Annotated in this window: 27 protein-coding genes and 1 tRNA gene; 15 read left to right on the forward strand and 13 right to left on the reverse strand. The window is 72.8% G+C overall.

Annotated elements, in window-relative coordinates; all coding sequences use genetic code 11:
- Positions 1 to 17 precede the first annotated feature (17 nt).
- The 8 genes from AB0927_RS15015 to serS all read left to right on the forward strand — a co-directional run bounded on the left by AB0927_RS15015 (position 18) and on the right by serS (position 7,424).
- Positions 18 to 551: a hypothetical protein gene (locus tag AB0927_RS15015; RefSeq protein WP_366667997.1), complete on the forward strand. Its 534-nt coding sequence runs from the start codon at positions 18 to 20 to the stop codon at positions 549 to 551.
- A complete protein-coding gene (locus AB0927_RS15020) occupies positions 548 to 1,096 on the forward strand; it encodes a flavin reductase family protein (protein ID WP_366667998.1) in 549 nt (182 codons plus the stop codon). The genes AB0927_RS15015 and AB0927_RS15020 overlap by 4 nt, the downstream gene beginning before the upstream one ends.
- Positions 1,093 to 2,073: a VlmB-like protein gene (locus AB0927_RS15025; protein WP_366667999.1), complete on the forward strand. Its 981-nt coding sequence runs from the start codon at positions 1,093 to 1,095 to the stop codon at positions 2,071 to 2,073. Before AB0927_RS15020 ends, AB0927_RS15025 begins: the two co-directional genes overlap by 4 nt.
- Positions 2,070 to 3,077: a beta-ketoacyl-ACP synthase III gene (locus tag AB0927_RS15030; RefSeq protein ID WP_366668000.1), complete on the forward strand. Its 1,008-nt coding sequence runs from the start codon at positions 2,070 to 2,072 to the stop codon at positions 3,075 to 3,077. Before AB0927_RS15025 ends, AB0927_RS15030 begins: the two co-directional genes overlap by 4 nt.
- Positions 3,078 to 3,112: 35 nt before the next feature.
- Positions 3,113 to 3,343 (forward strand): phosphopantetheine-binding protein, encoded by a 231-nt coding sequence (locus tag AB0927_RS15035; protein WP_366668001.1) that lies wholly within the window; start codon positions 3,113 to 3,115, stop codon positions 3,341 to 3,343.
- Positions 3,343 to 4,563: a beta-ketoacyl-[acyl-carrier-protein] synthase family protein gene (locus AB0927_RS15040; protein WP_366668002.1), complete on the forward strand. Its 1,221-nt coding sequence runs from the start codon at positions 3,343 to 3,345 to the stop codon at positions 4,561 to 4,563. Before AB0927_RS15035 ends, AB0927_RS15040 begins: the two co-directional genes overlap by 1 nt.
- Before the next feature lie 118 nt (positions 4,564 to 4,681).
- A complete protein-coding gene (locus AB0927_RS15045) occupies positions 4,682 to 6,163 on the forward strand; it encodes an APC family permease (RefSeq protein WP_366668003.1) in 1,482 nt (493 codons plus the stop codon).
- Entirely contained in the window at positions 6,147 to 7,424 is a 1,278-nt protein-coding gene (serS, locus tag AB0927_RS15050; RefSeq protein ID WP_366668004.1) for a serine--tRNA ligase, read from the forward strand. Before AB0927_RS15045 ends, serS begins: the two co-directional genes overlap by 17 nt.
- A gap of 57 nt (positions 7,425 to 7,481) precedes the next feature.
- Here serS and fabI read toward each other — a convergent pair whose 3' ends face one another.
- The 6 genes from fabI to AB0927_RS15080 all read right to left on the reverse strand — a co-directional run bounded on the left by fabI (position 7,482) and on the right by AB0927_RS15080 (position 13,534).
- Positions 7,482 to 8,249, reverse strand: coding sequence for an enoyl-ACP reductase FabI (gene fabI, locus AB0927_RS15055; RefSeq protein WP_366668005.1), 768 nt, complete (start codon positions 8,247 to 8,249; stop codon positions 7,482 to 7,484).
- Positions 8,246 to 8,575, reverse strand: a complete 330-nt coding sequence (fdxA, locus tag AB0927_RS15060; protein ID WP_366668006.1) for a ferredoxin — start codon at positions 8,573 to 8,575, stop codon at positions 8,246 to 8,248. Before fdxA ends, fabI begins: the two co-directional genes overlap by 4 nt.
- A 28-nt stretch (positions 8,576 to 8,603) precedes the next feature.
- A complete protein-coding gene (locus tag AB0927_RS15065; protein ID WP_366668007.1) occupies positions 8,604 to 9,989 on the reverse strand; it encodes an MFS transporter in 1,386 nt (461 codons plus the stop codon).
- Between the two features lie 153 nt (positions 9,990 to 10,142).
- A complete protein-coding gene (locus AB0927_RS15070) occupies positions 10,143 to 11,237 on the reverse strand; it encodes an acyl-CoA desaturase (RefSeq protein WP_366668008.1) in 1,095 nt (364 codons plus the stop codon).
- A 1,103-nt stretch (positions 11,238 to 12,340) separates the two neighbouring features.
- Positions 12,341 to 12,490, reverse strand: coding sequence for a hypothetical protein (locus AB0927_RS15075; RefSeq protein WP_366668009.1), 150 nt, complete (start codon positions 12,488 to 12,490; stop codon positions 12,341 to 12,343).
- Between the two features lie 36 nt (positions 12,491 to 12,526).
- Entirely contained in the window at positions 12,527 to 13,534 is a 1,008-nt protein-coding gene (locus tag AB0927_RS15080; RefSeq protein WP_366668010.1) for a DUF2156 domain-containing protein, read from the reverse strand.
- A 176-nt stretch (positions 13,535 to 13,710) separates the two neighbouring features.
- Here AB0927_RS15080 and AB0927_RS15085 point away from each other — a divergent pair.
- The 4 genes from AB0927_RS15085 to AB0927_RS15100 all read left to right on the forward strand — a co-directional run bounded on the left by AB0927_RS15085 (position 13,711) and on the right by AB0927_RS15100 (position 16,782).
- Positions 13,711 to 13,805, forward strand: a tRNA-OTHER gene (locus tag AB0927_RS15085).
- Positions 13,806 to 14,092: 287 nt separating this feature from the next.
- Positions 14,093 to 14,890: an AfsR/SARP family transcriptional regulator gene (locus tag AB0927_RS15090; protein WP_366668011.1), complete on the forward strand. Its 798-nt coding sequence runs from the start codon at positions 14,093 to 14,095 to the stop codon at positions 14,888 to 14,890.
- Between the two features lie 142 nt (positions 14,891 to 15,032).
- Positions 15,033 to 16,577 carry an acyl-CoA carboxylase subunit beta gene (locus AB0927_RS15095; protein ID WP_366668012.1) on the forward strand — a complete coding sequence of 515 codons (1,545 nt, stop codon included), beginning with the start codon at positions 15,033 to 15,035 and terminating at the stop codon, positions 16,575 to 16,577.
- 10 nt (positions 16,578 to 16,587) lie between these two features.
- Positions 16,588 to 16,782 (forward strand): acyl-CoA carboxylase subunit epsilon, encoded by a 195-nt coding sequence (locus AB0927_RS15100; RefSeq protein ID WP_366668013.1) that lies wholly within the window; start codon positions 16,588 to 16,590, stop codon positions 16,780 to 16,782.
- Positions 16,783 to 16,911: 129 nt separating this feature from the next.
- Here the strand turns inward: AB0927_RS15100 and AB0927_RS15105 are convergent, their stop codons facing one another.
- The 3 genes from AB0927_RS15105 to AB0927_RS15115 form a co-directional block, all read right to left on the reverse strand.
- Positions 16,912 to 17,337 (reverse strand): DUF6299 family protein, encoded by a 426-nt coding sequence (locus AB0927_RS15105; RefSeq protein ID WP_366668014.1) that lies wholly within the window; start codon positions 17,335 to 17,337, stop codon positions 16,912 to 16,914.
- Positions 17,338 to 17,427: 90 nt separating this feature from the next.
- Positions 17,428 to 17,826, reverse strand: coding sequence for a RidA family protein (locus tag AB0927_RS15110; protein WP_366668015.1), 399 nt, complete (start codon positions 17,824 to 17,826; stop codon positions 17,428 to 17,430).
- Positions 17,823 to 18,968 (reverse strand): acyl-CoA dehydrogenase family protein, encoded by a 1,146-nt coding sequence (locus AB0927_RS15115; protein ID WP_366668016.1) that lies wholly within the window; start codon positions 18,966 to 18,968, stop codon positions 17,823 to 17,825. The genes AB0927_RS15110 and AB0927_RS15115 overlap by 4 nt, the downstream gene beginning before the upstream one ends.
- A 154-nt stretch (positions 18,969 to 19,122) precedes the next feature.
- Here AB0927_RS15115 and AB0927_RS15120 point away from each other — a divergent pair, with 154 nt between their 5' ends.
- Positions 19,123 to 20,715: an AMP-binding protein gene (locus tag AB0927_RS15120; RefSeq protein ID WP_366668017.1), complete on the forward strand. Its 1,593-nt coding sequence runs from the start codon at positions 19,123 to 19,125 to the stop codon at positions 20,713 to 20,715.
- A gap of 15 nt (positions 20,716 to 20,730) precedes the next feature.
- Positions 20,731 to 21,549: a PaaX family transcriptional regulator C-terminal domain-containing protein gene (locus tag AB0927_RS15125; protein WP_366668018.1), complete on the forward strand. Its 819-nt coding sequence runs from the start codon at positions 20,731 to 20,733 to the stop codon at positions 21,547 to 21,549.
- Positions 21,550 to 21,583: 34 nt separating this feature from the next.
- On the opposite strand, the gene AB0927_RS15130 is transcribed toward AB0927_RS15125, so the two are convergent.
- Positions 21,584 to 21,967: a hypothetical protein gene (locus tag AB0927_RS15130; protein WP_366668019.1), complete on the reverse strand. Its 384-nt coding sequence runs from the start codon at positions 21,965 to 21,967 to the stop codon at positions 21,584 to 21,586.
- Positions 21,968 to 22,100: 133 nt separating this feature from the next.
- Between AB0927_RS15130 and AB0927_RS15135 the strand changes: the two genes are divergently transcribed.
- Entirely contained in the window at positions 22,101 to 22,670 is a 570-nt protein-coding gene (locus AB0927_RS15135; protein ID WP_366668020.1) for a GNAT family N-acetyltransferase, read from the forward strand.
- Positions 22,671 to 22,977: 307 nt separating this feature from the next.
- Here the strand turns inward: AB0927_RS15135 and AB0927_RS15140 are convergent, their stop codons facing one another.
- The 3 genes from AB0927_RS15140 to AB0927_RS15150 form a co-directional block, all read right to left on the reverse strand.
- Positions 22,978 to 23,199, reverse strand: coding sequence for a hypothetical protein (locus AB0927_RS15140; protein ID WP_366668021.1), 222 nt, complete (start codon positions 23,197 to 23,199; stop codon positions 22,978 to 22,980).
- Positions 23,200 to 23,506: 307 nt separating this feature from the next.
- Positions 23,507 to 25,801, reverse strand: coding sequence for a bifunctional salicylyl-CoA 5-hydroxylase/oxidoreductase (locus tag AB0927_RS15145; RefSeq protein ID WP_366668022.1), 2,295 nt, complete (start codon positions 25,799 to 25,801; stop codon positions 23,507 to 23,509).
- 6 nt (positions 25,802 to 25,807) lie between these two features.
- Positions 25,808 to 26,635 (reverse strand): enoyl-CoA hydratase family protein, encoded by an 828-nt coding sequence (locus AB0927_RS15150; RefSeq protein ID WP_366668023.1) that lies wholly within the window; start codon positions 26,633 to 26,635, stop codon positions 25,808 to 25,810.
- Positions 26,636 to 26,751 lie beyond the last annotated feature (116 nt).

Genomic DNA, 26,751 nt, shown 5'->3' on the forward strand with positions numbered 1-26,751 from the left:
CGCCGAAGGAGCTGACCATGGACCAGGCGAACCCCTTCGAGACCCCGCGCACGTACTCGCTGCACCGCGCCGAGTACCTGGTGGGCCTCGCCGTCACCACCGGCATGATCATCTACCACTTCGGTGACATCCGCTGGCTGCCGGCGCTCGGACTGTTCCTCTACATCGACCTGATCGGCTACATCCCCGGCGCCATCGCCTTCCGCAAGAGCGGCGGACGGCCGATCCACAAGGCGTACTACGTCCTCTACAACGTCATGCACAGCCTCATCACCCAGGGCGTGGTCGCCGCGCTGTGGTGCTGGCTGGTCAAGCCGGAGTGGGCGCTGCTGGTGCTGCCGTTCCATCTCTTCGGCGACCGGGGCCTGTTCGGCAACTTCATGAAGTCCTTCGCGCTGCCCTTCGAGCCGGTGCGCCAGGCGGGCTACCTCCGCCTCCTGGACGACCTGGGCCTGCCGCACCCCAAGCCGGTCGGGCACGAGACGGACCCGGCGCCCGTCGGTCACATCCCCGCGCGTCCCGTCGTACGCGAGACGGAGGCCGCCCGATGACCACCGCCACGTCACCGGTGCGCCGGGCGGTACGCCAGGACCCGGCCGAGCGCCGGCAGGCCCTGTACCACCTGGCCTCCCCGGTGTCCGTGCTGACCACGGGCCCCGAGGAACGGATGCACGGCACCACCGCGAGCACCGTCACCCTGGTCTCGCGCTCGCCCCTGCTGGTCGGGGTGGTGCTGCGGGCGGGCTCGTCCTTCGCCCGGCTCGCCGCCCGCGAGGGCCGGTTCGCGATCAACGTGCTCGGTGGTGAACAGGCGGACGTGGCACGGCGGTTCGCCGACAGCTCCCGGCCCGACGGCAGCGCGGCCTTCGCCGGCCTCGCCTGGACCGCCGACCGCTACGCCCAGGCCCCGCTGATCGCGGGCGCCCTCGCCCACTACGTCTGCCGGTTCCACTCCGCGCACGCCGCGGGCGACAGCGAGCTGCTGCTCGGCCATGTCGTCCGGGCCACCGCGGACGAGGGCCTGCCGCTGCTGAGCTACACCGGCGGGCTGTACGCCGGTGCCCTGCGTCCGGCGAAGGAGAACGCCGCATCATGACCGCATCCATTGCCCCCGAGGCCGACTGGGAGAAGGCCCCCGGCCTGCTGGACGGCGCGAAGGAACTCACCCTCGGCCCCGAGGAGTGCGACCTCGCCTACTGGTTCACCTCGGTCGCCCAGGGCACCCTGCGCGACCGGGGCGCCACCGGCCACCACGCGAACGCCCTCACCCCCGCCTTCCTGAAGGCGCCCGGCCCGCTGCGCGAGGCGCTGGTGCTGGAGTTCGGCTTCCGGGCGCTCGCGGAGGAGCTGGCCACCCGGCTGCTCGGGCACTACGTGACCATCGCGCCCGGCATCCCGCAGATGGAGTTCTACGCCACCCAGCTGATCGACGAGGCCCGGCACGCCCGGGTCTTCCGCCAGCACCTGGTGGACCTCGGCATCCCGCAGGCCACCCTCCTCAAGGACATCGAGGAGATGGCCCGGGACTACCGCAAGCGGGTCCTGGACCCGGTGGTGGACTTCACCCTGGACATCGTCCGCGACAAGGCCGACTTCCCCGGCGGGGTCGCCGTGTTCGCCATCATCATCGAGGGCGTCCTCGCCCCCGCCGCCGAACTCAGCGAGCGCAAGTGGACCCCGCTGTCCCCGGCGACCGGCGAGATCTCCCGCGGCACCGCCATCGACGAGATCCGCCACCTCACCGTGGCCAGCACCATCCTGCGCGACCACGTCGTCGAGCACCCCGAGTACACCCCGCGGCTGCTGGAGATCCTGCGCTCGGGCGTGAAGCTGTGGGACGAGATCCCGGACCGGGAGTTCGTCATCCACCGCGAGGAGCTGTTCCAGGAAGGCATGTTCAAGCACGCCGACCTCATCGGCGACTACGAGGTCTGGCCGGGCGTCCGCCTCCTCGACACCACCGCCGAGCAGCGCTACGACATGGCCGAGCGGTGGACCGACGAGATGGCCGAGGTCCGCATGAAGTACATGGGCCTGCCCGTCGAGGTCCTCTCCTCGGAGGCCGGCGCATGAGCACCGGGCGGGCCGCTGTCGTCACCGGGATCGGATCGTACGTCCCGCCCAACATCGTCACCAACGAGGACCTGTCGCGCCGCCTGGACACCTCCGACCACTGGATCCGCACCCGCACCGGCATCGCCGAGCGGTGCTACATCACCCCCGGCACCTCCACCAGCGACCTCGCGGTGGAGGCGGGCCTGAGGGCCCTGAAGTCGGCGGGCGACGAGCGGGTCGGCGCGGTGGTCCTCGCCACCACCACCCCGGACCAGCCCTGCCCGGCGACCGCACCCCAGGTGGCCGCGCGGCTGGGACTCGGCCAGGTGCCCGCCTTCGACGTGGCGGCCGTCTGCTCCGGGTTCCTGTACGGCCTCGCGTCCGCCGCCGGGCTGATCGCCTCCGGGGTCGCCGACAGCGTGCTCCTCATCGCCGCCGACGCCTTCACCACGATCATCGACCCGCAGGACCGCACCACCGCGGTGATCTTCGCGGACGGCGCGGGCGCGGTGGTGCTGCGGGCCGGCTCGCCCGGCGAACCCGGCGCGTTCGGGCCGCTGGTGCTCGGCAGCGACGGCGAGCTGAGCCATCTGATCGAGGTCCCGGCGGGCGGCTCCAGACAGCGTTCCTCGGGCCGCCCGGCCGCCCCGGAGGACCACTACTTCCACATGCTCGGCCGGGAAACCTACCGGCACGCGGTGGAACGGATGACCAGCGCGTCCACCGAGGCCGCCGAGCGGGCCGGCTGGCGCCTGGAGGACGTCGACCGGTTCGCGGCGCACCAGGCCAACGCCCGGATCCTGGAGGCCGTCTCGGACCGGCTCGGCATCCCCGAGGAACGGCGGCTCAGCAACATCGCGCGGGTCGGCAACACCGGAGCGGCGTCCATCCCGCTGCTGCTCGCCGAGGCCACCGCCGAGGGCGGTCTCGTCGCAGGACAGCGGGTGTTGCTCACCGCCTTCGGCGGCGGGCTGTCCTGGGGCGCGACCACCGTCACCTGGCCCGAGCTGCAAACCATCTGACCGATCGTCAGGAAAGACCTTCGAAAGGAACCGACATGCTGGAGCAGCTCAAGGAAATCCTGTCCAACAAGCTCAAGGTGTCCCCCGAGGCCATCACCCCCGAGGCCACCCGTGAGGACATCGAGCTGGACTCGCTGGCCGTCGTGGAGCTGTCGCTGCTGCTGAAGTCCGAGCTGGACCTGGACGTCAGCGACGACGACCTCCTGGAAGCCGAGACCGTCGCCGACATGGTCCGGCTCATGGAGGATCGGAGCGCGAAGGTCTGATGGCCGCGATGGACATCGCCGTCACCGGGCTCGGTCTGGTCACCCCCGGCGGGATCGGGGTCGGACCGAGCTGGGCGGCGGTCTGCGACGGCAGGCCGGCCGCGGCCCTCGATCCGGTGCTGGCGGACAACCCCGTACAGATCTCCTGCCGGGTGCCCGGCTTCGACCCCGAGACCCTGCTCAGCGCGCGCCGGGCCCACCGCCTGGACCGGTTCGTGCAGTTCGCGCTGGTCGCCGCGCACGAGGCGGTGGCCGACGCGGGCCTGGACCCGCGGACCTGGGACGGCGCCCGGGTGGGTGTGGTCCTCGGCTGCGCCGACGGCGGTCCGGGCACGGTCGAGGAACAGCACCATGTGCTGCGCGAACAGGGCGCGGCCCGGGTGTCGCCGCTGCTGCTGCCGATGCAGCTGCCGAACATGCTGGCCGGTCAGACGGCCATCGAGTTCGGGGCGACCGGTCCCAACCTGGTGGTGGCCACCGCGTGCGCCTCCGGCGCGACGGCCATCGGCACCGCCCGGGACCTGCTGGCGCTGGGCCGCTGCGACATCGTGCTGGCCGGCGGCAGCGAGGCCATGATCACTCCGCTGGTCATGGCCGGGTTCGCCCAGATGGGCGCGCTGTCCCGGCGGCATGACGACCCGGCGTCCGCGTCCCGCCCCTTCGACACCGACCGCGACGGGTTCGTGGCCGGCGAGGGTGCCGGGATCCTGGTGATGGAGCGCGTCGCGGACGCGCGGGCCCGTGGTGCGCACATCCACGGGCGGATCATCGGGTACGGCGCGACGGCCGACGCCCACCACATGACGTCGCCGCATCCCGACGGCGCCGGCATCGAGGCGGCGGTCCGCGCGGCGCTCGCCGACGCGGGAGCGGACCCCGACGACGTCCAGCACGTCAACGCGCACGGCACGTCGACGCCGCTGAACGACCTGTCCGAGGCCCGGATGATCCAGCGGACGCTGCGCGGCGATCCGTTGGTGACGTCCACCAAGGGGGTCACCGGGCACCTGCTCGGCGCGGCGGGGGCGGTCGAGGCCGCGTTCACCGTGCTGAGTGTCGAGCACGAAGTCATCCCCCCCACGGCCAACCTGGTGATACCGGACTCCCGGATGGACATCAAGCTGGCCCAGTCCCTGACCGAGATGCCGATCGATCTGGCGCTGAGCAACTCCCTCGGGTTCGGCGGGCAGAACACGGCCCTGGCGATCGCCCCTGCCTGAGCCGCCGCCCCTCGCTTCCCCGTGCCCCTCGCGGGGTGCTCCAACAGCCGTCCGCTGAGCTGCTCCGCGGGCGGCTGTTGTCCGTACGTCCCCTTTTCTCCCCAGATCTGGAGTTCCCATGTCCACCAGTGGTTCACCGCCCGCTTCGGGGCGGCTCGGCACGGCGCACATCCTGTTCCTCATCGTGGCCGCCGCGGCGCCGCTCTCCGCGATGGTCGGTACGGTCCCGCTCGCGTTCGCGTTCGGGGACGGGGCCGGGGTGCCGGCCGCGTTCCTGTTCGCCGGCGTGACCCTGCTCTGCTTCTCGGTCGGGTACGCGGTCAGCGCGCGGCGTACCGGAGGGTCCGGCGGGTTCTACGCCTCCGTCGCCGACGGCCTCGGGCGGCCCCCGGCGGTCGCGGCCGGGTACCTGGCGCTGCTGGCGTACAACTGCGCGACCATCGGGCTGGCCGGCGCGCTCGGATACTTCACCCAGCTCGTGCTGGCCGCCCACGGGCTGACGGTGCCGTGGGAGTGGTGCGCGGCGGCCGGGCTGGTGCTGACCGCGGTGCTCGGCTACCGGGAGATCGCGCTGAGCGCCCGGGTGCTGGCCCTGCTGATGCTGGGCGAGATCGGGGTGCTGGCGGCCCTGGACGTGGCGATCCTCGTCCGGCACGGGGTGCACGCGCTGCCCGCCGCCTCGTTCTCCCCGCACAACGCCACCGGTCCCGGCGTCGGCGTCTCGCTGATGTTCGCGTTCGTGTCCTTCATCGGGTTCGAGTCGGCGGCGCTGTACGGCAAGGAGGCCCGCGACCCGAAGCGCAGCGTGCCCCGGGCGACGTACGCGGCCGCCGCGCTGATCGCCGGTTTCTACGCGCTGACGAGCTGGCTGGCCGTGGGCGCGATCGGTCCCGACCGGGTGCGGGAGGTCGCGGGCAAGCAGATGGGCGACCTGTTCTTCGGGCTCGGCGACGACTTCCTGGGCACGACGGGCAGCACCATGCTCCAGGTCCTGCTGTGCACCAGCCTGTTCGCGGCGACGCTGGCCCTGCACAGCGCCGCCAACCGCTACGCCCAGGTCATCGCCCAGGACGGGCTGCTCCCTGGGACGCTGGCCGCCGAGCACACCCGGTACCGCTCCCCGCACCGGGCGAGCGTCGCGCAGAGCGTGGTGACCGCGCTGGTGCTGGCCGGGTTCGCGGTGGCGGGCCTGGACCCGTACGCCGACCTGACCACCAGCATGCTCGGGCTCGGCACCCTCGGCATCGTGACGCTCCAGGCGCTGGCCGCGCTGTCGGTGCTCGGGCTGCGGCTGCGCGCCGGACACGGGCACTGGTGGAAGGAGACCGTCGCCCCGCTGCTGGGCTTCGCCGGGCTCGCCACCTCCGTGTGGCTGGTGGTCGGCAACTTCGACATGCTCACCGGCTCCCCCTCGAAGGTGATCGCCGCGCTGCCCTGGCTGCTGCCGCTGGTCGCGCTCGGCGGACTGGTCCACGCGGCCCGGCTGCGCAGGACCCATCCGCTGCGCTACCAGCTGCTCGGCACCCGGCACACCGCCGCCCCCGCCGCCCCCGACCTCTCCCCCGCCCCCTCAGGAGACCGCCATGCACGATCCCAGTGAGCTGATCGAGGCCGGCGAGGACGCCGTGCGGCGCCTGGCCCGCCGCCGCCACCACCTCGACCTGGACGCCGTCAGCGGTGCGCTGCGCGCCCGTTCGGCCGCCAACGCCGAGGTGACCCGGCTGCGCACCGAGCTGAACCGGACGGCCAAGGCCCGCCGTTCGGGCCCGCCCAGCGAGGCCGAGAAGGAGGCCGCCCGCGCGCTGCGCGCCGAGGTGCAGCAGGCGGAGGGCACCGCCCGGACGGCCGCGGCCGAGCTGACCGGGCTGCTGCTCGGGATACCCAACCTGCCGCTGGACAGCGTCCCGGACGGCGACTCCGAGAAGGAGGCCGTGGAGGTACGGCGGGGCGGTCCCGCGCCGCGCCCGGCGGCCGGCGCCCGGCACCACGCGGAGATCGGCGAGGCCCTGGGCATCCTCGACCCGCCGGCCGCGGCCAGGCTGGCCGGCGCCCGGTTCAGCGTGGCGCACGGCGCCGGGGCCCGCCTCGAACGCGCCCTCGCCGACTTCTTCCTCGATCTGCACACCCGCGAGCACGGCTACACCGAGCAGTCGGTGCCGTTCCTGGTCTCCCGCGACACCATGACCGGCACCGGCCAACTCCCCAAGTTCGAGGAGGACTTGTTCCGCACGCAGGTCGGCGAGCGCGAGCTGTTCCTCATCCCGACGGCCGAGGTGCCGCTGACCAACCTGGTCGCCGGCGAGCTGCTGGACGCGCGGGCACTGCCGTACGCCTTCACCGCCCGCACCCCCTGCTTCCGCGCGGAGGCGGGGGCGTACGGCCGCGACACCCGGGGCGTGCTGCGCCTGCACCAGTTCGAGAAGGTGGAGCTGGTGCGCGTCTGCGCCCCCGAACAGGCGCAGGAACAGCTTGAGTTGATGGTCGGGCACGCGGAGGAGTGCCTGCGCCGACTGGAACTCTCCTTCCGCACTGTGCTGTTGCCCGCGGGCGACATGGGCTTCTCGGCGCGGATGACATACGACATCGAGGTGTGGCTGCCGGGCGGTGACGCCTTCCGGGAGATCTCCTCGGTCTCCGACTGCGGCACCTTCCAGGCGCGGCGGGCGGACATCCGGGTCAAGCGGGCCGACGGCCGCAAGACGCCGGCCGCCACGCTGAACGGCTCGGCGCTGCCGATCGGGCGGACGGTCGCCGCGCTGCTGGAGCAGGGCGTGCAGGACGACGGTTCGGTGCTGCTGCCGAAGGCGCTGGAGCCGTACACCGGGTTCCGGCGGATCCTGCCGGGCGGCGCGACCGAGTGACACACGGGAAGGGGGCGGGTGCCGGTCCGGCACCCGCCCCCTTCCCGTGTGCGCCCGTCAGGCGCCCATCATGTGCACGCCGCCGTCCACGTGGACGATCTCGCCCGTGGTCCGCGGGAAGAAGTCCGACAGCAGGGCGACGACCCCGCGCGCGGCCGGGTCGGGGTCGGTGAGGTCCCAGCCGGCCGGGGCCCGGCGGGTGGTCCAGACGTCGGCCAGCTCGCCGAAGCCGGGGATGGACTTGGCGGCCATGGAGCGCAGCGGGCCCGCCGCGACCAGATTGCAGCGGATGCCGAACTCGCCCAGGTCGCGGGCGAGATAGCGGCTGGTGGACTCCAGGGCGGCCTTGGCGACGCCCATCCAGTCGTAGTGCGGCCAGGCCACGGCCGCGTCGAAGGTGAGCCCGACGACCGAGCCGCCGCGCCGCTTCAGCAGCGGAAGGCAGGCGGTCGTCAGGGACTTGAGGGAGTACGCCGAGACGTGCACGGCCGTCGAGACGTCGTCCCAGGTGCCGTCGAGGAAGGAGAAGGCGCCCTGGGGGCCGTAGGCGATGGAGTGCACCACGCCGTCGAGCCCGTCGGTGTGCGTGCCGAGCCGCTCGGCCAGGGTGTCCAGGTGGTCCGGGTCGGTGACGTCCAGCTCGATGACGGGCGCGGGCTTCGGCAGCTTCTGGGCGAAGCGTTCGATGAGGGAGAGCCGCCCGAATCCGGTGAGCAGGACCTCGGCGCCCTCCTCCTGGGCGATCCGGGCCACGTGGAAGGCGATGGAGGCGTCGGTGACCACGCCGGTCACCAGGACGCGCTTGCCCGCGAGGATGCCGCTCATGCCGCCGGCACCCCCTTGGGCAGGCCGCTCACCAGAGCCGAGTCATGGTCCTGGGGGCCGAGGGCGGCGGCGCCGCCGGGTGAGCCGAGGGCGGCGAAGAAGTCGGCGTTGGAGGCCGCGTGGTCGTCGCCCCACTCCTCGGGCAGATCGTCCGCGAAGTAGATGGCGTCGACCGGGCACACCGGCTCGCAGGCGCCGCAGTCCACGCATTCCTCCGGCTGGATGTACAGGGCGCGGCTGCCCTCGTAGATGCAGTCCACGGGGCATTCGTCGACACAGGAGCGGTCCTTGATGTCGACGCAGGGCAGTCCTATGACGTAGGCCATGTTCAACTCCTCTTGGAATAGGGGTTGTTCACTTGAGGGACACGCCGGTGGTGCGCTCGCCGAGGGACAGCACGGTGACGCCGAGGACGGCCATGGCGGCGGCGATGACGCTGAACAGCGCGCCGGGTCCGTGCGCGTCGAGGACCGGCAGCAGCACGAACGGCAGGGCACCGGCGCTGAGTTTGGACAGCGAGTACGCGGCGCCCGCCGCGCCGGCCCGGATCTCGGTCGGGTACTGCTCGGAGAGGTACACGTGGGAGACGCTGGAGAAGACGTTGCTGAACAGGGTGTACGCGAACCCGCACAGCACGATGAGTTCCGCGGACCCGGCGTAGGCGAAGCCCAGTCCGGCGACCACCATCACGGCGGCCGAGAGGGCGACGAGGGTACGGCGTTCCATCCGGTCCACGACCGGCAGGACCAGCGCGGAGCCCACCGGGTAGCCGAGGAAGGAGAGCGCGGTGAAGCCGAGCCCGGCGACGATGCCGTAGCCCTTGGCGGCGACGATCTGCGGGGCGAGGGTGCCGAAGCCGTAGTAGCCGACGGCCGACAGGACGCAGAACACCCACAGCACGAGGGTGCGGCGCCGCAGGCCGGGCCGGAGGATGTCGCGCAGCCGGGTGGCCGGGGCGGGGGTCTCGGCGGGCGGGGCGGTCTCCGGCCCCGTGGCGGGCGGCGCCAGAGGCAGCCCGCGCCCGGCCGCCTCGGCCTCCAGCCGGGCCACCAGGTGGTCGGCCTCCTCGGTGCGCCCGGCGGCGGCGAGCCAGCGCGGGGACTCGATGAGCTGCCGGCGCAGCACCCAGACGACGGCGGAGCCGAGGGCGCCGAGCACGAACAGCCAGCGCCAGCCAGCCACCCCGAGCGGGGTCAGCGGCACCAGCCACAGGGCGGCGAAGCCGACCGCGGGCACCCCGCAGAAGGCGAGGGTGTAGGCCCGGGCGATGAACCGGCCGCGCTTGGACGCGGGCAGTACGTCCGCCAGGTAGCAGTCGGACAGGGCCTGTTCGGCGCCGATGCCGATGCCGGCGAGGAAGCGGGTGACGATCAGCCAGGCGGCGTTGGGCGCGAAGGCGCCGAGCAGCGAGAAGGCCGAGTAGATCGCCAGGTTGATCAGGAAGGCCCGACGCCGGCCGAACCGGTCCGCGATCCGGCCGAGCGTCAGGGATCCGATGAACTGGCCGACGAAGACGGAGGCCAGGACGAGTTTGAGCGAGGTCGAACCGAAGCCGAAGTCGCCCTGCAGCACCTTGCCGATGGTGCCGGAGAGGTTGTTCTCGAAGGTGTCGAAGAACAGGCCGACGCCGATGACCGCGGTGAGTCTTCGGTGCAGGGGAGTGATCGGCATGCGGTCCAGGCGGGCGCCGATCAGGGCGGGAGCGGTGCGCCCGCCCGCCGCGGCGGTGGTCTGGGACATGGGGCTGGCTCCTTGGAAGCTCTTGTCGCAAGCTTTCGCTGTGCTTCTGGGGAAGGAACCGCCCGGGTCACCGGCGGACCCGGGCGTGCGGCCCGGGGGCCGGGTGTGGGGTGAGTGGGAGACGGACGACGTAGGGCGCGGGGAAGCCGGGGATCAGGCCGCTTCCATGGCCCGACGCCGGATCTGCTCCTCGACGTCACCGCGCCGCACCGGCGCGCTGACCTCGTGGAGGTAGGAGGCGACCTCGCGGTACGAGGCCCAGAAGCCGACCTCGTGGTACGGCACGCCGCGTTCGGCGCAGTACTGCATGGTCAGTTCGCGGGCGCGCGGCAGGCTCTTCTGCGGCATGGCCGGGAACAGGTGGTGCTCGACCTGGTAGTTGAGGCCGCCGTAGAGGAAGTCGGTCAGCAGGCTGGGACGGATGTTGCGGGAGGTGAGGACCTGGCGCTCCAGCCAGTCCAGGGTCTCCTCCTCGCCGTCGCGGACCTGCATGCCCTTGTGGTTCGGGGCGAAGATCATGCCGAAGTACACGCCGAGGGCGGCGTGCTGGACGACGATGAAGGCGACCGCGAGCGCCGGGGACAGGACGGTGAAGGCGCAGGTGAGGTAGACGGCGGTGCGCAGCAGGAGGAGGAAGGTCTCCAGCGCGGGCCGCTTGGTCTTGCCGGTGGCGATGGACTTGACCGCCGTCTTCAGCATCTTGAAGCCTTCGAGGACCAGCAGCACGAAGAAGAGCACGCTCTGGTAGCGCACCACGAACTTCTGGGTGCCCTTGCGGGTGGCGTACTGCTTGATGTCGAAGATGGCGGTGCGCCGGCCGATGTCCGGGTCCATGTCGAGGTGGTTGGGGTTGCTGTGGTGCCGGTTGTGGTGGTTGACCCACCAGCCGTAGCTGACCCCGTTGACCAGGTTGGCGTGGATGTAACCGACCGCGGAGGCGGCCTTCTTGCCGCGGAACATGGCCTTGTGGCCGGCGTCGTGCCACATGAACGCCGACTGGCCGCCGCACAGTCCCATCCACAGGGCGGTGAGGAGCTGCCACCAGCTGTTGCCCAGCTCGAAGAAGGCGACGAACCCGACGGCCAGCAGGGCGGTGTTGAGGGCGAGCTTGCCCACGTAGTAGCGCGGGCGCAGGTCGAGGAGACCCTCGGCCTTGACCCGTTTCAGCAGTTCGGCGAACGTGGCCGAAGCGCCGGTGCGTTCGCCGCCCGGCGCGGCCACGGCTTCCTGTATGTGCGGACGCTGCATGCGTTGCTCTCCTTGGGAGAAAGTGCCCGAATGCGGGCGGCGGCGCCGCTGCCCCGCGGACCTGCGGACCTGCGGGCGCCGCGAGTCGACTTCAGCTCCCGCGTGGGGTCACCGCCGCGGGCTGTGGCCCGCCCGGCGGGACCCGGGCGACGGGAGCGCAGTGCGGCACTCCCGGACCCGGACCACCGGGCGAACGTACGTCCAGCGTTCCGTGGACCACTGATGTGGCACTGATACCGGTCTGATCGGACCGACCGTCCCCCGGCCGAAACACCCCCGTCCGGCCCCGCCCCGACGCCCTGCCCACCATCCCGACCGGCGCTTGCCCGGAGCCCGACCGCCCGCCTGGGGCAGTCCTGACCAAACTCCTACCGCCCGCCTGGCGGCATGCCTGACCAGGGCCCGACCGGAAACCTGACCACAGGGACCTGGCCGAGCGCCTTACCGGGGCCCGACCCGAGCCTCGGCCACGGGCCTGGACACGGGCCCGGCCACGGGCCTGGACGCGTGTCTGGCCTGGACGCGTGTCCTGACACGGGTCTGGCCGGAACCCGGCCGAAGACCTGGCCGGAAATCTGACCACGGGCCCGGCCAGAGACCTCGTCGGCACCCCACCCCGAGACAGACCCTGACCGGAGACCTGGCCGTGGCCCTGGCCGGGACCTGCTCGGAAACCCCGCCGGAGTCCTGACGGCAAGCAGACCGGGGCCCACTCGAAAACCTGACCGCCGGGACCTGGCTGCGGGCCTGGGCCGGGACCCGAGCGGAGGCCCGCCGAGGACCCCCGCCCCTGGGCGAGCCGGAGCCCCGAGGCCCGGACAAGAGACTTGATCGCGGACCTGGTCGGCGACCCTTGCCGCCGGCGTGACCAGGGCGCTGGCCGGAGGCCCGACCAGGTCCCGGCCGAAGACCTGCTCGAAAGCCCTGCCGGGAGCCTGGACCTGGCCGAAGGACCGACGAGGGACCCGGCGGGAGCGGCGGTCCGATCGGGGCCCGGCTCCGGGCCTGCACGGAGGCCCCGCCGAGGCCCCGCCGGGAGGCCAGCCGGCGGAGGGTGGGGATGTGGGCGGGGCGGGGTGCGGGCGGTGGGGGCCGGTGGTCGTTCAGGCGGCGGCCTCCGCGTGCAGGCGTTCGTCCAGGGCGCGCACGGCGGCGTCGGCGGTTTCGGCGACCTGGGCGTCGTCGGGGGCGCCGATGACGGCCATCAGCTGCTCGACCACGGCGTGCGAGAGTTCCTCGGTGGACTGGCTCATCTCATCGTCTCCTGTCGTGAGTTGGGTGTCGGAACGTCAGAACGCCTTGCAGGCACGGAAGATGTGCGCGAAGCCGGGCAGCGAGGCCTGCGGTCCGTCGAAGGCGACGTACTCGGGGATGAGCAGGTCGGGGGCCCACTTCTGCTTGTACGAAAGCTGGGTCTGCGCCGGGTACAGCGCCGCGCCCTCCGCCCACAGCGCGTGCATCAGCCACTGGAACCCCGGGCTGTGGCCGTCGAGTTCATGCGCGGCGTCGAGCCCGGTGAACGGCGTGAAGCCGAAGTGCAGCCAGTCGACGCCCTCCGCGCGGAAGACCTCGATGGCGTGCGCGTTGATGGCCTCCATCAGGCCCGGGGAGCCCTCGGGGATGCGTCGGCTGAGGTCGTGCATCCAGCCGGCCCGGCTGCCGTAGACCGGCGAGTAGGAGATGTAGGCGACCGGCTCGCCGTCGATGGTGCCGCTGAACAGCCGCCGCTGCGCCTGCGCCGGGCCGCCGATCTGGCCGACCAGGAACTCCAGTTGCTGCGCGCCGCCCTTGGAGCCGAGCCAGGCCGTGTCGATCACGGCGATGGCGTCGGCGACGTCGGCCGCGTCGACCTCCTGGATCTGGAGGCCGTTGCGCAGCGCGCGCGAGATCTTGTTGCGCAGCTGCATGAACTTGGTGCCGCGCAGCGTGAAGTCCTCCAGCCTGACCGCCCAGGAGGCGCCGACCTGGTTGACGACGCAGCCGCGCGCCGCGTACCGCTCGGCGTCGGTGCGCTGGAGCTGCACCCCGACCAGGCTCAGGCCCTCGTCCCGGACGTACTGCCGGAAGGCGTCCAGCAGCGTGTCGTAGTCCCCCTCGGCGGCGAAGGGGCCGCCGAACTGGACCGCCCAGCGGCCGGTGCGGCGGTAGACGACGACACCGTCCGCGCCCGGGACGGTGAAGACACTGTTTCCGCTGTTGAGCGCCAGGAAGGAACTCGGGTTCTCGCTCGTGGTGTGGGCCCGTATCGCGTCGAGAATCCGACTGTCGGTGCCGGTCTCGGTGGTGATCGCGGTCATTCCCTTACCCCTTTCGGGAGCGTATTCCGTTGAAGTGAGTACAGCACCGCAACATGACCCACGAAAAGAGCAGTTGGGCATTCATTTACCTGTGTCAGAAGCGCGTCAGCATTCCGTCAGCCGTCACTGTCAAAGTAGTTGACGTGAACGGCGCCGGGAACCGGGGCCGGACACGGGGAGAGGTGCCCGGAGTGGTTTATCGGGGACCGTGTGCACCGCATTGGTCGGGCCTTGCCGGCCCACGCAGGTTCGAATCCTGCCCTCTCCGCCACGGCCGTCACCATGGCCGGACGCGCCTTCCGCCCCGGTTGGGCGGACCTCACAGGCGCCCGTCCGGGTATTCGGCTTCACCCGGCCGGTGCTTTTCCGAACGTGTTCGAGCACCGGCACCACCCAGGAACCGCCGGCCGCCCCCCGTCCCGGCGGAACAAATGCCCCGGCGGGCAGCGGTACAGGTCGAGGCCCGCCGGGGCACGGCGCGTTCCGCCATTCTTTCTTTCACGGCAGCACCACTCCGGAATCACCGTCGGCGAGGAATTGTCATCTAGGGGGAAAGACATGCTGAGGTTCTCCGTTCTCGGAGCGCTGGAGATACGCACCGCCGCCGGCGAGGCGGATGTCAGTGGCGATCTGCAGCGCTCACTGGTGCAGACCCTGCTGGTCAGCGAGGGCCGGCCGGTGTCCGGGGAGGGCCTGGCCGAGGAGATGTGGGGCGATGCGCTGCCGGACCGCCGGGCCAACGCCCTCCAGGCGCACATCAGCCGGTTGCGGCGCAGGCTCCGTGCCCTGGAGCCGGACCGGCCGACCTCCCGCGTGACGATCCACCCGGCCGGCTACCGGCTCAGCGTCGGCGAGGGCGAGCTGGACGCGGCGGAGTTCGTGCGGGCCGTGCGGCAGGCGGAGTCGGCCGGGCCGCGGGACGCGGAGCGCACCGCCCGGATGCTGGGCGAGGCGCTGGCGCTGTGGCGGGGACCGGTGTTCGGCGGGTTCCCCGGCGGCACCCTGTGCCAGTTGGCCGGGGCGCGGTACGAGGAGTACCGGATGCGGGCGATGGAGCTGCGCTTCGACGCGGAACTGCGGCTCGGGCGGCACGCGGCGGTGCTCGCGGAGCTGGCCGAGGCGCACACCCACCACCCGTTGCGCGAGCGCTTCTGCGAGCAGTTGATGACCGCCCTGTACGGCTCGGGCAGGCAGGCCGACGCGCTGGACGTCTTCCGCCGGATGCGCCGCAGGCTGGACGAGGAGCTGGGGATACAGCCGTCGCCCGCGCTGCGGCGGGTGGAGCTCGCGATCCTGTCGCACGACCCGGCGCTCACGGCCGACCCGCTGCTCCCGTCGGCGTTGCAGCCGGTGTGACCGCCGGGCGGGGCCGGGCCGTAAGCGGTCCGTCAGCGCCCGGTCAGAGCGCGTTGCCACGATCGTGTCCGGGGTCCCGCGACGGCGGCCCGCCGCGGGCAGCGCCCGAAGTCACGTCACCTCACCGCAGAGGCAGGCAGAGATGAAGTCCCACATCGCGGAACTGGCCGGCATACGCGAACGCGTGCTCGCCGGCCCGAGCGAGAAGGCGACCGCGGCGCAGCACGCCAAGGGCAAGCTGACGGCACGGGAGCGGATCGAGCTGCTCCTGGACCCGGGGTCCTTCCAGGAGGTCGAGCAGTTGCGCCGGCACCGGGCGACCGGGTTCGGGCTGGAGGCGAAGAAGCCGTACACCGACGGTGTGATCACCGGCTGGGGCACGGTCGAGGGCCGCACGGTCTTCGTCTACGCGCACGACTTCCGGATCTTCGGCGGCGCGCTGGGCGAGGCCCACGCCACCAAGATCCACAAGATCATGGACATGGCCATCGCGGCCGGCGCGCCGCTGGTGTCGTTGAACGACGGCGCCGGCGCCCGCATCCAGGAGGGCGTGACCGCGCTCGCGGGCTACGGCGGCATCTTCCGCCGGAACACGGCCGCGTCCGGGGTGATCCCCCAGATCTCCGTGATGCTGGGCCCGTGCGCGGGCGGCGCGGCCTACTCCCCCGCCCTGACCGACTTCGTCTTCATGGTCCGCGAGACCTCGCAGATGTTCATCACCGGACCGGACGTGGTCAAGGCGGTGACGGGCGAGGAGATCACCCAGAACGGCCTGGGCGGCGCGGACGTGCACGCCGAGACCTCCGGCGTCTGCCACTTCGCGTACGACGACGAGGAGACCTGCCTGGAGGAGGTGCGCTACCTCCTCTCCCTGCTCCCGGGCAACAACCGCGAGAACCCGCCGCGCGTGGAGTGCGCCGACCCGGTCGACCGGCGCTGCGAGGCGCTGGCCGACCTGGTGCCGGAGGACGGCAACCGGCCGTACGACATGACGAAGGTGATCGAGGAGATCGTCGACGACGGCGAGTACCTGGAGGTCCACCAGCGCTGGGCCCGCAACATCATCTGCGCGCTGGCCCGCCTGGACGGGCAGGTCGTCGGCATCATCGCCAACCAGCCGCAGACGCTCGCCGGTGTCCTCGACATCGAGGCCTCGGAGAAGGCCGCGCGCTTCGTGCAGATGTGCGACGCGTTCAGCATCCCGCTGATCACCCTGCTGGACGTGCCGGGCTTCCTGCCGGGCGTCGGCCAGGAGCACGGCGGCATCATCCGGCACGGCGCGAAGCTGCTGTACGCCTACTGCGACGCGACCGTGCCGAGGATTTCACTCATCCTGCGCAAGGCGTACGGCGGCGCGTACATCGTCATGGACTCCCAGTCGATCGGCGCGGACCTCACCTACGCCTGGCCGACCAACGAGATCGCGGTGATGGGCGCCGAAGGTGCCGCCAACGTCATCTTCCGCCGCCAGATCACCGAGGCGGAGGACCCCGAGGCCATGCGCACGCGGCTGGTCAAGGAGTACAAGGCCGAGCTGATGCACCCCTACTACGCCGCCGAGCGCGGCCTGGTCGACGACGTCATCGACCCCGCCGAGACCCGCGAGGTCCTGGTGAGGTCGCTGGCGATGCTCCGCACGAAACACGCGGAGCGCCCCACCCGCAAGCACGGCAACCCCCCTCAGTGACGGAGGCCCCATGACCATCCCCTTCCCCACTCCCCCCATCCGGGTCGAGAAAGGCGAAGCCACCGACGAGGAACTGGCCGCCCTGACCGTCCTGCTCCTCAGCCGCAGCGCCCTCCCGGGCCCCGGCACGGAGGCGTCCTCCCCGGGCACGACCTCCTGGCGCCCGCATTCCTTCCACGCCCCGCACAGCTGGCAGCGGGCCTGAGAAAGCCGGCGGACGGCCAGGGGCGTGCGCGGGAGGCTACGGGCGCCGGACGCGCGTGAGCGGCGCCCTCCCGGGCCACCGGGGTGCCCCCCCCTGGCTCCCCCGGCTCACCCCTGGCCCGCCCCTGGCTCAGCCCTGGACCAGGGTGACGTCCCGCTCGGTGACGGCGTGGAACACCGGCAGCGGCACCAGGCCCACCCGGCGCAGTTCCAGCACCGTGGCCTGGACGTGGGCCGTGCCGGGGTGGAGGGTCTCGCCGGTGACCCTGCCGGAGTTGGCCCAGTGGTGGGTCACGCCGTCGCACCGCGCGACGCTGCCGCCGATGCCGTGCCGCACGCCGGGGTCGCGCTGGCTGAGGGAGGAGGTCACGAAGGTCGGGCCGGTGCTGCCGAAGCAGCGGTAGGTGCCGGTCAGGGTGACGGTTCCGTCGGTGGCGAGGCGGCCGACCGAGTCGACGGTGATGGACTCGCCGGGGGCGGCCTGGGCCGGGCCGGCGGCGAGGGTCAGCAGGGCGGCGGCACCGAGGGCCGCGGCGAGGGCGGGACGGACGGGCATGGATTCCTCCAGGTTCGCACCAGTTCGGGGGCTCCCACTGGTACCCGGCATCCGCCCCGGCGCGCGTGACCTCACCCGAGCGGTGGCGCGTCACGGCAGCACGGCGAACCCGTCCAGCTCCACCAGCGCCTCCTCGTCCCACAGCCGTACGACCTGGACCACCGCCATCGCCGGATAGTCCCGGCCCGCCGCCGCGCGCCAGATCCGCCCCAGCTCCCGTACCCGGGCCCGGTACGCGGCGACGTCCGTGGCGTACACCGTGACCCGGGCCAGGTCCGCGGGCGTGCCGCCGGCCGCGCGCAGGGCGGCGAGCAGATTGCCCAGCGCCCGCTCGAACTGCTCGGCCAGCGTGCCGCCCGTGATCTTCCCGTCGGCGTCGAGTGCCGTCTGCCCCGCGAGGAACACCACCCGGGACCCGGTCGCGACGACGGCGTGCGAGAACCCCGTGGGCGGGGACAGCTCGGGCGGGTTGACGCGTTCGGTCGTCACCGGGCCTCCTGCTCGTTCACGGCGTCCGCCTCGGCGTACAACTCCTTGGCGATGATGCCCCGTTGGACCTCGCTCGCGCCCTCGTAGATCCGCGGGGCGCGTACCTCGCGGTAGAGGTGTTCGAGGAGATGACCGTGCTGGAGGGCGCGGGCGCCGTGCAACTGTACGGCGGTGTCGACGACATACTGCGCGGTCTCCGTCGCGAGCAGCTTGGCCATCGCGGACCGCCGGGGCACGTCGGGCGCGCCCTCGTCGTAGGCGGTCGCCGCCGCGTACACCATCAACCGGGCCGCCTCGGTGCGCAGCGCCATCTCCGCGACCTGGTGGGACACGCCCTGGAGATCCATCAACCGCCCCTTGAACGCCTCCCGTCGGCGGGTGTGCGCCACGGTCGCGTCCAGCGCCGCCTGCGCCATGCCCACCGCGAAGGCGCCGACGCTGGGCCGGAAGAGGTTGAGCGTCCCCATGGCTACGGCGAAGCCCCGGCCGACCTCGCCGAGCACATCCCCGGAGGTGACGGGCACGGCGTCGAAGTCGAGCGCGCCGATGGGGTGCGGGGAGATCATCTCCAGCGCCCGGCCGGTGAGTCCGGGCCGGTCGGCGGGGACGAGGAAGGCCGTCACGCCCCGGGCGCCGGCGCCGGGCGCGGTCCGCGCGAAGACGGTGTAGAAGTCGGCCTCGGGCGCGTTGGAGATCCAGCACTTCTCCCCGGTGAGCCGCCACTCCCCCGCCCCCCGGCCCTCGGCGGCGAGCGCCAGCGCGGCCGCGTCCGACCCGGCCCCCGGCTCGCTCAGCGCGAAGGCCGCGACCGCGCTGCCGTCGGCGACCCGGGGCAGCCAGCGCTCCCGCTGGGCCGCGCTGCCGTGCGCGTGCACCGGATGGGCGCCGAGACCCTGGAGGGCGAGCGCCGTCTCCGCCTCCGTACAACCCTGCGCCAACGACTCCCGCATCAGGCACAGATCGAGCGCCCCGGACGTGAACAGCCCCTCCAGCAAGCCAAGTTGTCCCAACTCGGCGAGCAGCGGCCGGTTGACGCGTCCGGGAGCGCCCTTGTCGGCGAGCGGGCGCAGCCGTTCGGCGGCGAAGGCGCGCAGCCGCGCGCACCAGGCCAGCCGCTCCGGTTCGAGTGAGAATGCGGGCACCGCCGGTCCTCCCTCCGGGACGGACCACGGCGACCGTCCCACCCCCGACGTTATCGCGCACAGTTGACTGCCGTCACCAACACGATACGCTCAAACGGCGAGCCCACCAGGAATGCCCGTCCGGACATCCGTCACGGCAAGGGGGCGAACCGCCATGCATCTCTCGGCCCACGTGGACACCTTCGCGCGCGACCATCTCCCGCCGCCGGAGGAGTGGCCCGAGCTGCGCTTCGACCTGCCGGAACTGCGCTATCCCGCCCGGCTGAACTGCGCGGTGGAGCTGCTCGGCCACACCGACGGCGCCCGCCCCGCCTTCCGCACCCCGGACGGACCCGACTGGACGTACGACGAACTGCGCGCGCGGGTCGACCGGATCGCGCACCTGCTCACCGGCGAGCTGGGCGTCGTACCCGGCAACCGGGTGCTGCTGCGCGGCCCCACCACCCCCTGGCTCGCGGCCTGCTGGCTCGCGGTGCTGAAGGCGGGCGCGGTCGCGGTGACCGTGCTGGCCCAGCAGCGCCCGCACGAACTGGCGACGATCTGCGAGATCGCCCAGGTGAGCCACGCGCTGTGCGACGTCCGCGCGGTGGACGACCTGGCGAAGGCCGAGATCCCCGGGCTGCGCGTCACGGCGTACGGCGGCGACGCCCCTGACGACCTCCTCAACCTCCCCGCGCCCACGGCCCCCTACCCCGCGATCGACACCGCCTCCGACGACGTCGCGCTGATCGCCTTCACCTCGGGCACCACCGGCCGCCCGAAGGGGTGCATGCACTTCCACCGGGACGTGCTGGCGATCGCCGACACCTTCTCCCGGCACGTCCTGCGCCCCCGCGCCGACGACGTGTTCGCCGGCAGCCCCCCGCTCGGCTTCACCTTCGGCCTCGGCGGTCTGGTCGTCTTCCCCCTGCGGGCCGGCGCGAGCGCGCTGCTCCTCGAACAGTCGGGCCCCCGCCGGCTCCTGCCCGCGATAGCCGAACACCGCGTCTCGGTCCTGTTCACCGCCCCGACCGCCTACCGGGCCATGCTGGACGCGCTGGACGGCCATGACATCTCGTCACTGCGGCGCTGCGTGTCGGCCGGGGAGAACCTGCCCGCGGCCACCTGGCGGGCGTGGCACGAGCGCACCGGGATGCGGATCATCAACGGCATCGGCGCCACCGAGCTGCTGCACATCTTCGTCTCCGCCGCGGACGAGGGCATAAGACCGGGCACCACGGGGGTACCGGTGCCCGGCTGGCAGGCGCGGGTGCAGCGGCCGGACGGCACCCCGCAGCCCGACGGCGAACCCGGCCTGCTGGCCGTGCGCGGCCCGGTCGGCTGCCGCTATCTGGCCGACCCCCGCCAGCGCCAGTACGTGCGCGGCGGCTGGAACATCACCGGCGACACGTACGTCCGGGAGCCCGACGGCTACTTCCGCTATGTGGCCCGCGCCGACGACATGATCATCTCGGCCGGGTACAACATCGCGGGACCCGAGGTGGAGGACGCCCTGCTGCGCCATCCGGACGTGGTGGAGACGGCGGTGGTCGGCCGCCCCGACGAGGCGCGCGGTCAGGTGGTGGTCGCCTACACGGTGCTGCGCGACGGCGCCGACCGCGACCCGGACGCCCTGCGCGCGTTCCTCACCGGCGAACTGGCGCCGTACAAGTGCCCGCGCGAGTTCGTCTTCCTGGCCGCCCTGCCCCGCACGGCCACCGGGAAGTTGCAGCGGTTCCGCCTACGCACCCCTGATGACCAGCCGTGATGCCGACGACTTAAGATGATCATCGTGTCCGAGCAGCACGCCCCCAGGTCCCTCATCGTCACGCTCTACGGCGCGTACGGCCGTTCCGCGCCCGGCCCGATGCCCGTCGCCGAACTGATCCGGCTCCTGGCCGCGGTCGGCGTGGACGCGCCCTCCGTCCGCTCCTCGGTGTCCCGCCTCAAGCGCCGCGGCCTGCTCCTGCCCGCCCGTACGGACACCGGCGCCGCCGGTTACGAACTCTCCCCCGAGGCCGTCCAGTTGCTGGAGGACGGCGACCGCCGCATCTACGCCGCCGCACCCCCCGAGGACGCGGGCTGGGTTCTCGCGGTCTTCTCGGTGCCGGAGACGGAACGCCAGAAGCGCCACGTCCTGCGCTCCCGCCTCTCCGCCCTGGGCTTCGGCACCGCGGCCCCCGGCGTCTGGATCGCCCCCGCCCGCTTCCACGAGGAGGCCGAACACACCCTGCGCCGCCTCCGGCTGGACCCCTACGTCGACTTCTTCCGCGGCGACCACCTGGGCTTCGCACCCACCTCTGAGGCGGTGGCCCGCTGGTGGGACCTCTCGGCGATCGCCAAGGAGCACAGCCGCTTCCTGGACGCCCACGCCCCGCTGCTCCGCGCCTGGGAACGCCGCTCGGACACCCCGCCGGAGGACGCCTACCGCGACTACCTCCTCACCCTGGACTCCTGGCGCCACCTCCCCTACACCGACCCCGGCCTGCCCACCCACCTCCTCCCGGCCGACTGGCCGGGCGTGCGCTCCTCGGAGGTCTTCCGGGCCCTGCACGAGCGCCTGCGGGACGCGGGCGCGGAGTTCGCGCTGACGAGCCCGTGAACTCCCGCGGCCCTGGGCGGCCCCGGCCCGCGCCTCAGATCCGCCCGCCGGTCAGCCGGGTGATCGGACCGTGCGTGCGGCGCGCCGCGCTGCGGCCCGCCAGGTAGGACGTGGCGCCCAACGCCGACAAGCCCGCCCCCACGCCGGCGGCGAGCAGCTTCCGCTGTGCGAGCACCGTCCATGCCGTCCTGGCGACGGCCGCGGCCTGCCCCGAGGCCGCGACGACGGCCCGCCGGCCGGCCTGGACCCGCTCGGCCGCGCCCGCGGCCACCGACGCCACGCCGGCGGACTCCTCGGCCGCCTTGTCCGCCGCCCGCGAGGCGGGAGCGGTCACCTTCGCGGTGACCTGCCGGACCTTGCCGGCCGCGCTCCCCTTGGATACGGACTCCTGATTCGTGCCGCTCTTCGCTTCACTCATGGACTTCGCGTTGCCGCTCGCGCCATCGGCAAACACACCCGGCGCGGAACGGCGCACGCCTTGCCGGGGCCGGACACCGCCGCCGGCGGACCCGGCCTTCGAAACGGCCACGGCACCCGGCAGGATGGATGCCATGCGCTATCGACACGCCGTCGCGGCCGACGCCCCGGCCATGGCCGAACTCGTCGCGGCCAATCACCACGACGCGCTGACGGAGGAGGAGCGTGCGAAGCAGGGCTTCGTGCAGGGGGACCTCGACGCCGGGGCGCTGCGCTCGATGGCCGAGGACGGGAGCCTGCTCGTCGCGGACGACGAGGGGCGCCTGGCCGGCCTGCTCGGCCTGACCTCCCCGGAGAACACACCCAAGCCCCCGCCGGTCCAGGCCCTGCTGGACGCGCGGGACTCGCTGGAGTGGCAGGGACGCCCGCTCCGTGCCACGCCCTTCCTGCTCTACGGGCCCGTGGTGGTCGCCGCCGCCTACCGCGGGAAGGGGGTGGCCCGGGGACTGTTCACCGCGGCGCTCCGGGCGGCCTCGGGACGAGCCGACGTGATGGTCGCCTTCATCGAACTGGCCAACCGGACGTCGTGGAGGGTCCACGTGGACGGTTTCGGCATGGTGCCCCTGGGAGGGTTCACCATCGGTGATCGCGCCTACGGTGTCGTCGGTGCGTCCACCCGGCCCGCGGCGCCGTCCGGCACCTGAGCACACGGCATGGGAGACGGCCCGCGACCGGTTGCCGGAGCCGTCGTCATGCGGGGGACTAGGCCGCCCTGCGGCGCGCCGCGCGGGCGTCCGAGGCGGGCTCCTCGGTGTCCTCCGGCGGCATGCTCTCGTCACCCCCGAAGTCGGGAGCCTGGAACGGGTTGGTCGCCGGAGGCGGCGATACGGCGGCGGAGCAGCGGGGCTGCGCCTCCGGGGCGGAGAACAGCGAGGTCAGGTCGATGGGAGGGCTCTCTTTCGGTACAGGTCCCGGAAGGGGCCTGGTGTGCCGTGACCGGGCACAGCGGTCCTACAGCTTGGTCATCTTGGCGTACGGGCTCAAGATCCGCATCTGCGCCGAGCCGAAGTCCACGAGCGCCGCGACTCCCTCCTCGACGCCGACCACCCGGCCGAGGCCGTACATGTCGTGCGTGACCTGGTCACCCAGGGCGAAGTGCTTGGGGGCCGGCGGGACCGGGGCCTTGAAAGGGCTGGTGGGCAGATGGCGCTTCGGCGCAGCGGGCTTTGTCATAGCTCAGTATGCGCCTTCTTGAATCCCCTTCGCTGTGGCCGTCGGCACAGATCCGGAAGGGCACCACCGCCACACGCCGCTGACCTGCGGTTTCGAGGTGTGGTGCGGCGAAAATGGACCGCGGATCCTCTTCGGAGGCGGCCGTATCCTCCCGGTCCGGGCCCGGACCGTCGGGGACCGGCGGGAGCCGGCCGCCGTGCCGGGCGCCGCGGTGATCCGCGCCAGGGTCGCGGCGGGTTCGGAGACCGTACGGTCCGTCGGCACGCCGTCGCCTCCGCGCGTGGCCCGCGGTTCGGCGACGGGTCCCTCAACTTCCCAGCGACAGACGCGGTTTGGGAGTGTCCGTGCGGCCCGTCCGGGGGCGGCGGCTGCCCGCGCGGTACGGGGCGGGCCAGTGGATGCCGGGGCCCTCGTAGGACTGCTCGGCGGCGGCGTGCAGGGTCCAGTGGGGGTCGTAGAGGTGGGGGCGGGCCAGGGCGCAGAGGTCGGTACGGCCCGCCAGGATCAGGGAGTTGACGTCGTCCCAGGAGGAGATGGCGCCCACGGCGATCACCGGGACGCGGACCTCGTGGCGGATGCGGTCGGCGAAGGGGGTCTGGTAGGAGCGGCCGAAGTCCGGCCGCTCGTCGGAGACGACCTGGCCGGTGGAGACGTCGATCGCGTCGGCGCCGTGGTCGGCGAAGGCGCGGGCGATGTGGACCGCGTCCTCGGCGGTGGTGCCGCCGTCGGCCCAGTCGGTGGCGGAGACGCGGACCGTCATGGGGCGCTCGGCGGGCCACACCGAGCGGATGGCGTCGAAGACCTCCAGCGGGAAGCGCAGGCGCCGCTCCAGTGAGCCGCCGTAGGCGTCCGTGCGGTGGTTGGTGAGGGGAGAGAGGAAGCCGGAGAGGAGGTAGCCGTGGGCGCAGTGGAGTTCGAGGAGGTCGAAGCCGGCGCGGGCGGCGCGCCAGGCGGCCGAGGTGAACTGCTCGCGGATGTCGGTGAGTTGGGCGCGGGAGAGTTCGCGAGGGGTCTGACTGCCCGGCCGGTAGGGGAGCGGGGAGGGAGCCACGATGGGCCAGTTGCCGGTCGGCAGCGGCTCGTCCATGCCCTCCCACATCAGCCTGGTGGAGCCCTTGCGGCCCGAGTGGCCGAGCTGCACCCCGATCGCCGTACCCGGCGCCTGCCGGTGCACGAAGTCGGTGACGCGGCGCCACGCCTCCGCCTGGCGGCCGTTGTAGAGGCCGGCGCAGCCGGGGGTGATGCGGCCCTGCTCGCTCACACACACCATCTCGGTCATGACGAGGGCCGCGCCGCCGAGCGCGCGGGCGCCGAGGTGGACGAGGTGGAAGTCGCCGGGCACGCCGTCGGTGGCCGAGTACATGTCCATCGGGGAGACGACGACGCGGTTGCGCAGGGTCAGGCCGCGCAGGCGGAACGGGGTGAACATCGGGGGCGTGCCGGGCGGGCAGCCGAACTCGCGCTCCACCGACTCGGTGAAGTGGGCGTCGCGCAGCCTGAGGTTGTCGTGGGTGACGCGGCGGCTGCGGGTGAGCAGGTTGAAGGCGAACTGGCGGGGCCGCTGGTCCCGGTACAGATCCAGGTTCTCGAACCATTCCAGGCTCGCCCGCGCGGCCCGCTGGGTCGAGGCGACGACGGGCTTGCGTTCCTCCTCGTACGCGGCCAGCGCCGTCGGGACGTCGGGCTGTTCCGACAGGCACGCGGCCAGCGCCAGCGCGTCCTCCACGGCCAGTTTGGTGCCGGAGCCGATGGAGAAGTGGGCGGTGTGGGCGGCGTCGCCGAGCAGGACGAGGTTGCCGTGCGACCAGCGGTCGTTGACCACCGTACGGAACGTCGTCCAGGCGGAGTCGTTGGAGCGCAGGGGGCGGCCGCGCAGCGCGTCCGCGAAGATCTTGGCGCAGCGTCCGGTCGATTCGCGCGGGTCCGTCTCGTCGAATCCCGCCGCCCGCCAGACCTCCTCGCGCATCTCGACGATGACCGTCGAGGCGTCGGGCGCGTACGGGTATCCGTGCAGCTGCATCACGCCGTGCTCGGTCTCGGCGATCTCGAAGCGGAAGGCGTCGAAGGCGAAGTCGGCGGCGAGCCAGATGTAGCGGCAGCGGTGGCCGGTCACCCGGGGCCGGAAGACGTCGGCGTGGGTCTCGCGGGTGGCGCTGTGGATCCCGTCGGCGGCGATGACGAGGTCGTGGTCGGCGACGAGGCGGTCCACGGGCGGGGCCTCGGTGCGGAAGGCGATCCGTACGCCCAAGTCCTGGCAGCGGGCGTGCAGGATCTCCAGGAGGCGGTGCCTGCCGAGGGCGGCGAAGCCGTGTCCCGAGGAGGTGTGCCGGGTGCCGCGGTGGACGATGTCGATGTCGTCCCAGCGGACGAAGTGCCGCCGCAAGGCCTCGTAGACGACCGGGTCGGCGTGTTCGATGCCGCCCAGGGTCTCGTCGGAGAGGACCACGCCGAAGCCGAAGGTCTCGTCGGGGGCGTTGCGCTCCCAGACGGTCACCTCACGGGTGGGGTCGAGGCGTTTGAGGAGGGCGGCGGCGTAAAGGCCGCCCGGCCCGCCGCCGATGATCGCGATGCGTGCGGGAGCGGGCACGTCCGGTGTCGGCATGCGAGATCACCTTCCCTGCCACTTCGGCGCCCGCTTCTCCGTGAACGACGCGTGGAACTCCGCGTAGTCCTCCCCGTGCATCAGGAGGGCCTGGGTCGCGGCGTCCAGCTCCACGGACGCGGCCAGCGGCATGTCCAGCTCCGCCGTCAGCAGCGCCTTCGTCTGGGCGTGGGCCAGGGCCGGGCCCTGGGCCAGGCGGCGGGCCAGGGCGGCGGCGGCCTGGTCGGCGTGGCCCTCCTCGGTCAGTTCGCTGATCAGGCCGATCCGCTCGGCCTCGGGCGCGCGGACCGGGTCGCCCAGCATCAGCAGGCGGGTGGCGTGGCCGAGGCCCACGACCCGGGGCAGCAGATAGGCGGCGCCCATGTCGCCGCCGGACAGGCCGACCCGGGTGAAGAGGAAGGCGAAACGGGCGCTCGGGTCGGCGACGCGGAAGTCGGCCGCGAGGGCGAGGACGGCGCCGGCGCCCGCCGCGACCCCGTGGACGGCGGCGATCACCGGGAAGGGGCATTCGCGGATCGCCCGTACCACCTGGCCGGTCATCCGGTTGAAGTCGAGCAGTTCGGCGGTGTCCAGGGCGAGGGTGGTGCCGATGATCTCGTCCACGTCACCGCCGGAGCAGAACCCGCGTCCCTCCCCGGCCAGCACCAGGGCGCGCACCGAGCGCTCCCGGGACAGCTCGGCCAGCAGATCGCGCAGGTCGGCGTAGGCGCCGAAGGTGAGGGCGTTGAGCTTGTCGGGTCGGGCGAGGGTGACCGTGGCGACCCCGTCGGCGATCTGGAGGCGCAGGTGCTCCCAGTCGGCGGTGCGGGCGGCGGAGCCGGTGAAGGGACTCATGACGTGCGGCCTCCTTGGGCGGCGGTGCCGTACGTTGCGCAGTCCCCCGAAGTTATCACTTGTTTGTGACTGTCGTCACGATCGCGCGACAGACCGTATCGCCGAAGGCGTCGCGT

It is taken from the genome of Streptomyces sp. NPDC048106, assembly GCF_040706415.1.
In the GTDB taxonomy this organism is placed as follows: Bacteria; Actinomycetota; Actinomycetes; order Streptomycetales; family Streptomycetaceae; genus Streptomyces.

Coding starts and splice junctions, on each gene's coding strand:
- AB0927_RS15020 (WP_366667998.1), top strand. CDS start 548: ATGACCACCGCCACGTCACCGGTGCGCCGGGCGGTACGCCAGGACCCG.
- AB0927_RS15045 (WP_366668003.1), top strand. CDS start 4,682: ATGTCCACCAGTGGTTCACCGCCCGCTTCGGGGCGGCTCGGCACGGCG.
- AB0927_RS15030 (WP_366668000.1), top strand. CDS start 2,070: ATGAGCACCGGGCGGGCCGCTGTCGTCACCGGGATCGGATCGTACGTC.
- AB0927_RS15150 (WP_366668023.1), bottom strand. CDS start 26,635: ATGAGTCCCTTCACCGGCTCCGCCGCCCGCACCGCCGACTGGGAGCAC.
- AB0927_RS15105 (WP_366668014.1), bottom strand. CDS start 17,337: ATGCCCGTCCGTCCCGCCCTCGCCGCGGCCCTCGGTGCCGCCGCCCTG.
- AB0927_RS15040 (WP_366668002.1), top strand. CDS start 3,343: ATGGCCGCGATGGACATCGCCGTCACCGGGCTCGGTCTGGTCACCCCC.
- AB0927_RS15145 (WP_366668022.1), bottom strand. CDS start 25,801: ATGCCGACACCGGACGTGCCCGCTCCCGCACGCATCGCGATCATCGGC.
- AB0927_RS15080 (WP_366668010.1), bottom strand. CDS start 13,534: ATGACCGCGATCACCACCGAGACCGGCACCGACAGTCGGATTCTCGAC.
- AB0927_RS15125 (WP_366668018.1), top strand. CDS start 20,731: ATGATCATCGTGTCCGAGCAGCACGCCCCCAGGTCCCTCATCGTCACG.
- AB0927_RS15095 (WP_366668012.1), top strand. CDS start 15,033: ATGAAGTCCCACATCGCGGAACTGGCCGGCATACGCGAACGCGTGCTC.
- AB0927_RS15035 (WP_366668001.1), top strand. CDS start 3,113: ATGCTGGAGCAGCTCAAGGAAATCCTGTCCAACAAGCTCAAGGTGTCC.
- fdxA (WP_366668006.1), bottom strand. CDS start 8,575: ATGGCCTACGTCATAGGACTGCCCTGCGTCGACATCAAGGACCGCTCC.
- serS (WP_366668004.1), top strand. CDS start 6,147: ATGCACGATCCCAGTGAGCTGATCGAGGCCGGCGAGGACGCCGTGCGG.
- AB0927_RS15015 (WP_366667997.1), top strand. CDS start 18: ATGGACCAGGCGAACCCCTTCGAGACCCCGCGCACGTACTCGCTGCAC.
- AB0927_RS15090 (WP_366668011.1), top strand. CDS start 14,093: ATGCTGAGGTTCTCCGTTCTCGGAGCGCTGGAGATACGCACCGCCGCC.
- fabI (WP_366668005.1), bottom strand. CDS start 8,249: ATGAGCGGCATCCTCGCGGGCAAGCGCGTCCTGGTGACCGGCGTGGTC.
- AB0927_RS15140 (WP_366668021.1), bottom strand. CDS start 23,199: ATGACAAAGCCCGCTGCGCCGAAGCGCCATCTGCCCACCAGCCCTTTC.
- AB0927_RS15075 (WP_366668009.1), bottom strand. CDS start 12,490: ATGAGCCAGTCCACCGAGGAACTCTCGCACGCCGTGGTCGAGCAGCTG.
- AB0927_RS15135 (WP_366668020.1), top strand. CDS start 22,101: ATGCGCTATCGACACGCCGTCGCGGCCGACGCCCCGGCCATGGCCGAA.
- AB0927_RS15130 (WP_366668019.1), bottom strand. CDS start 21,967: ATGAGTGAAGCGAAGAGCGGCACGAATCAGGAGTCCGTATCCAAGGGG.
- AB0927_RS15070 (WP_366668008.1), bottom strand. CDS start 11,237: ATGCAGCGTCCGCACATACAGGAAGCCGTGGCCGCGCCGGGCGGCGAA.
- AB0927_RS15100 (WP_366668013.1), top strand. CDS start 16,588: ATGACCATCCCCTTCCCCACTCCCCCCATCCGGGTCGAGAAAGGCGAA.
- AB0927_RS15120 (WP_366668017.1), top strand. CDS start 19,123: ATGCATCTCTCGGCCCACGTGGACACCTTCGCGCGCGACCATCTCCCG.
- AB0927_RS15025 (WP_366667999.1), top strand. CDS start 1,093: ATGACCGCATCCATTGCCCCCGAGGCCGACTGGGAGAAGGCCCCCGGC.
- AB0927_RS15065 (WP_366668007.1), bottom strand. CDS start 9,989: ATGTCCCAGACCACCGCCGCGGCGGGCGGGCGCACCGCTCCCGCCCTG.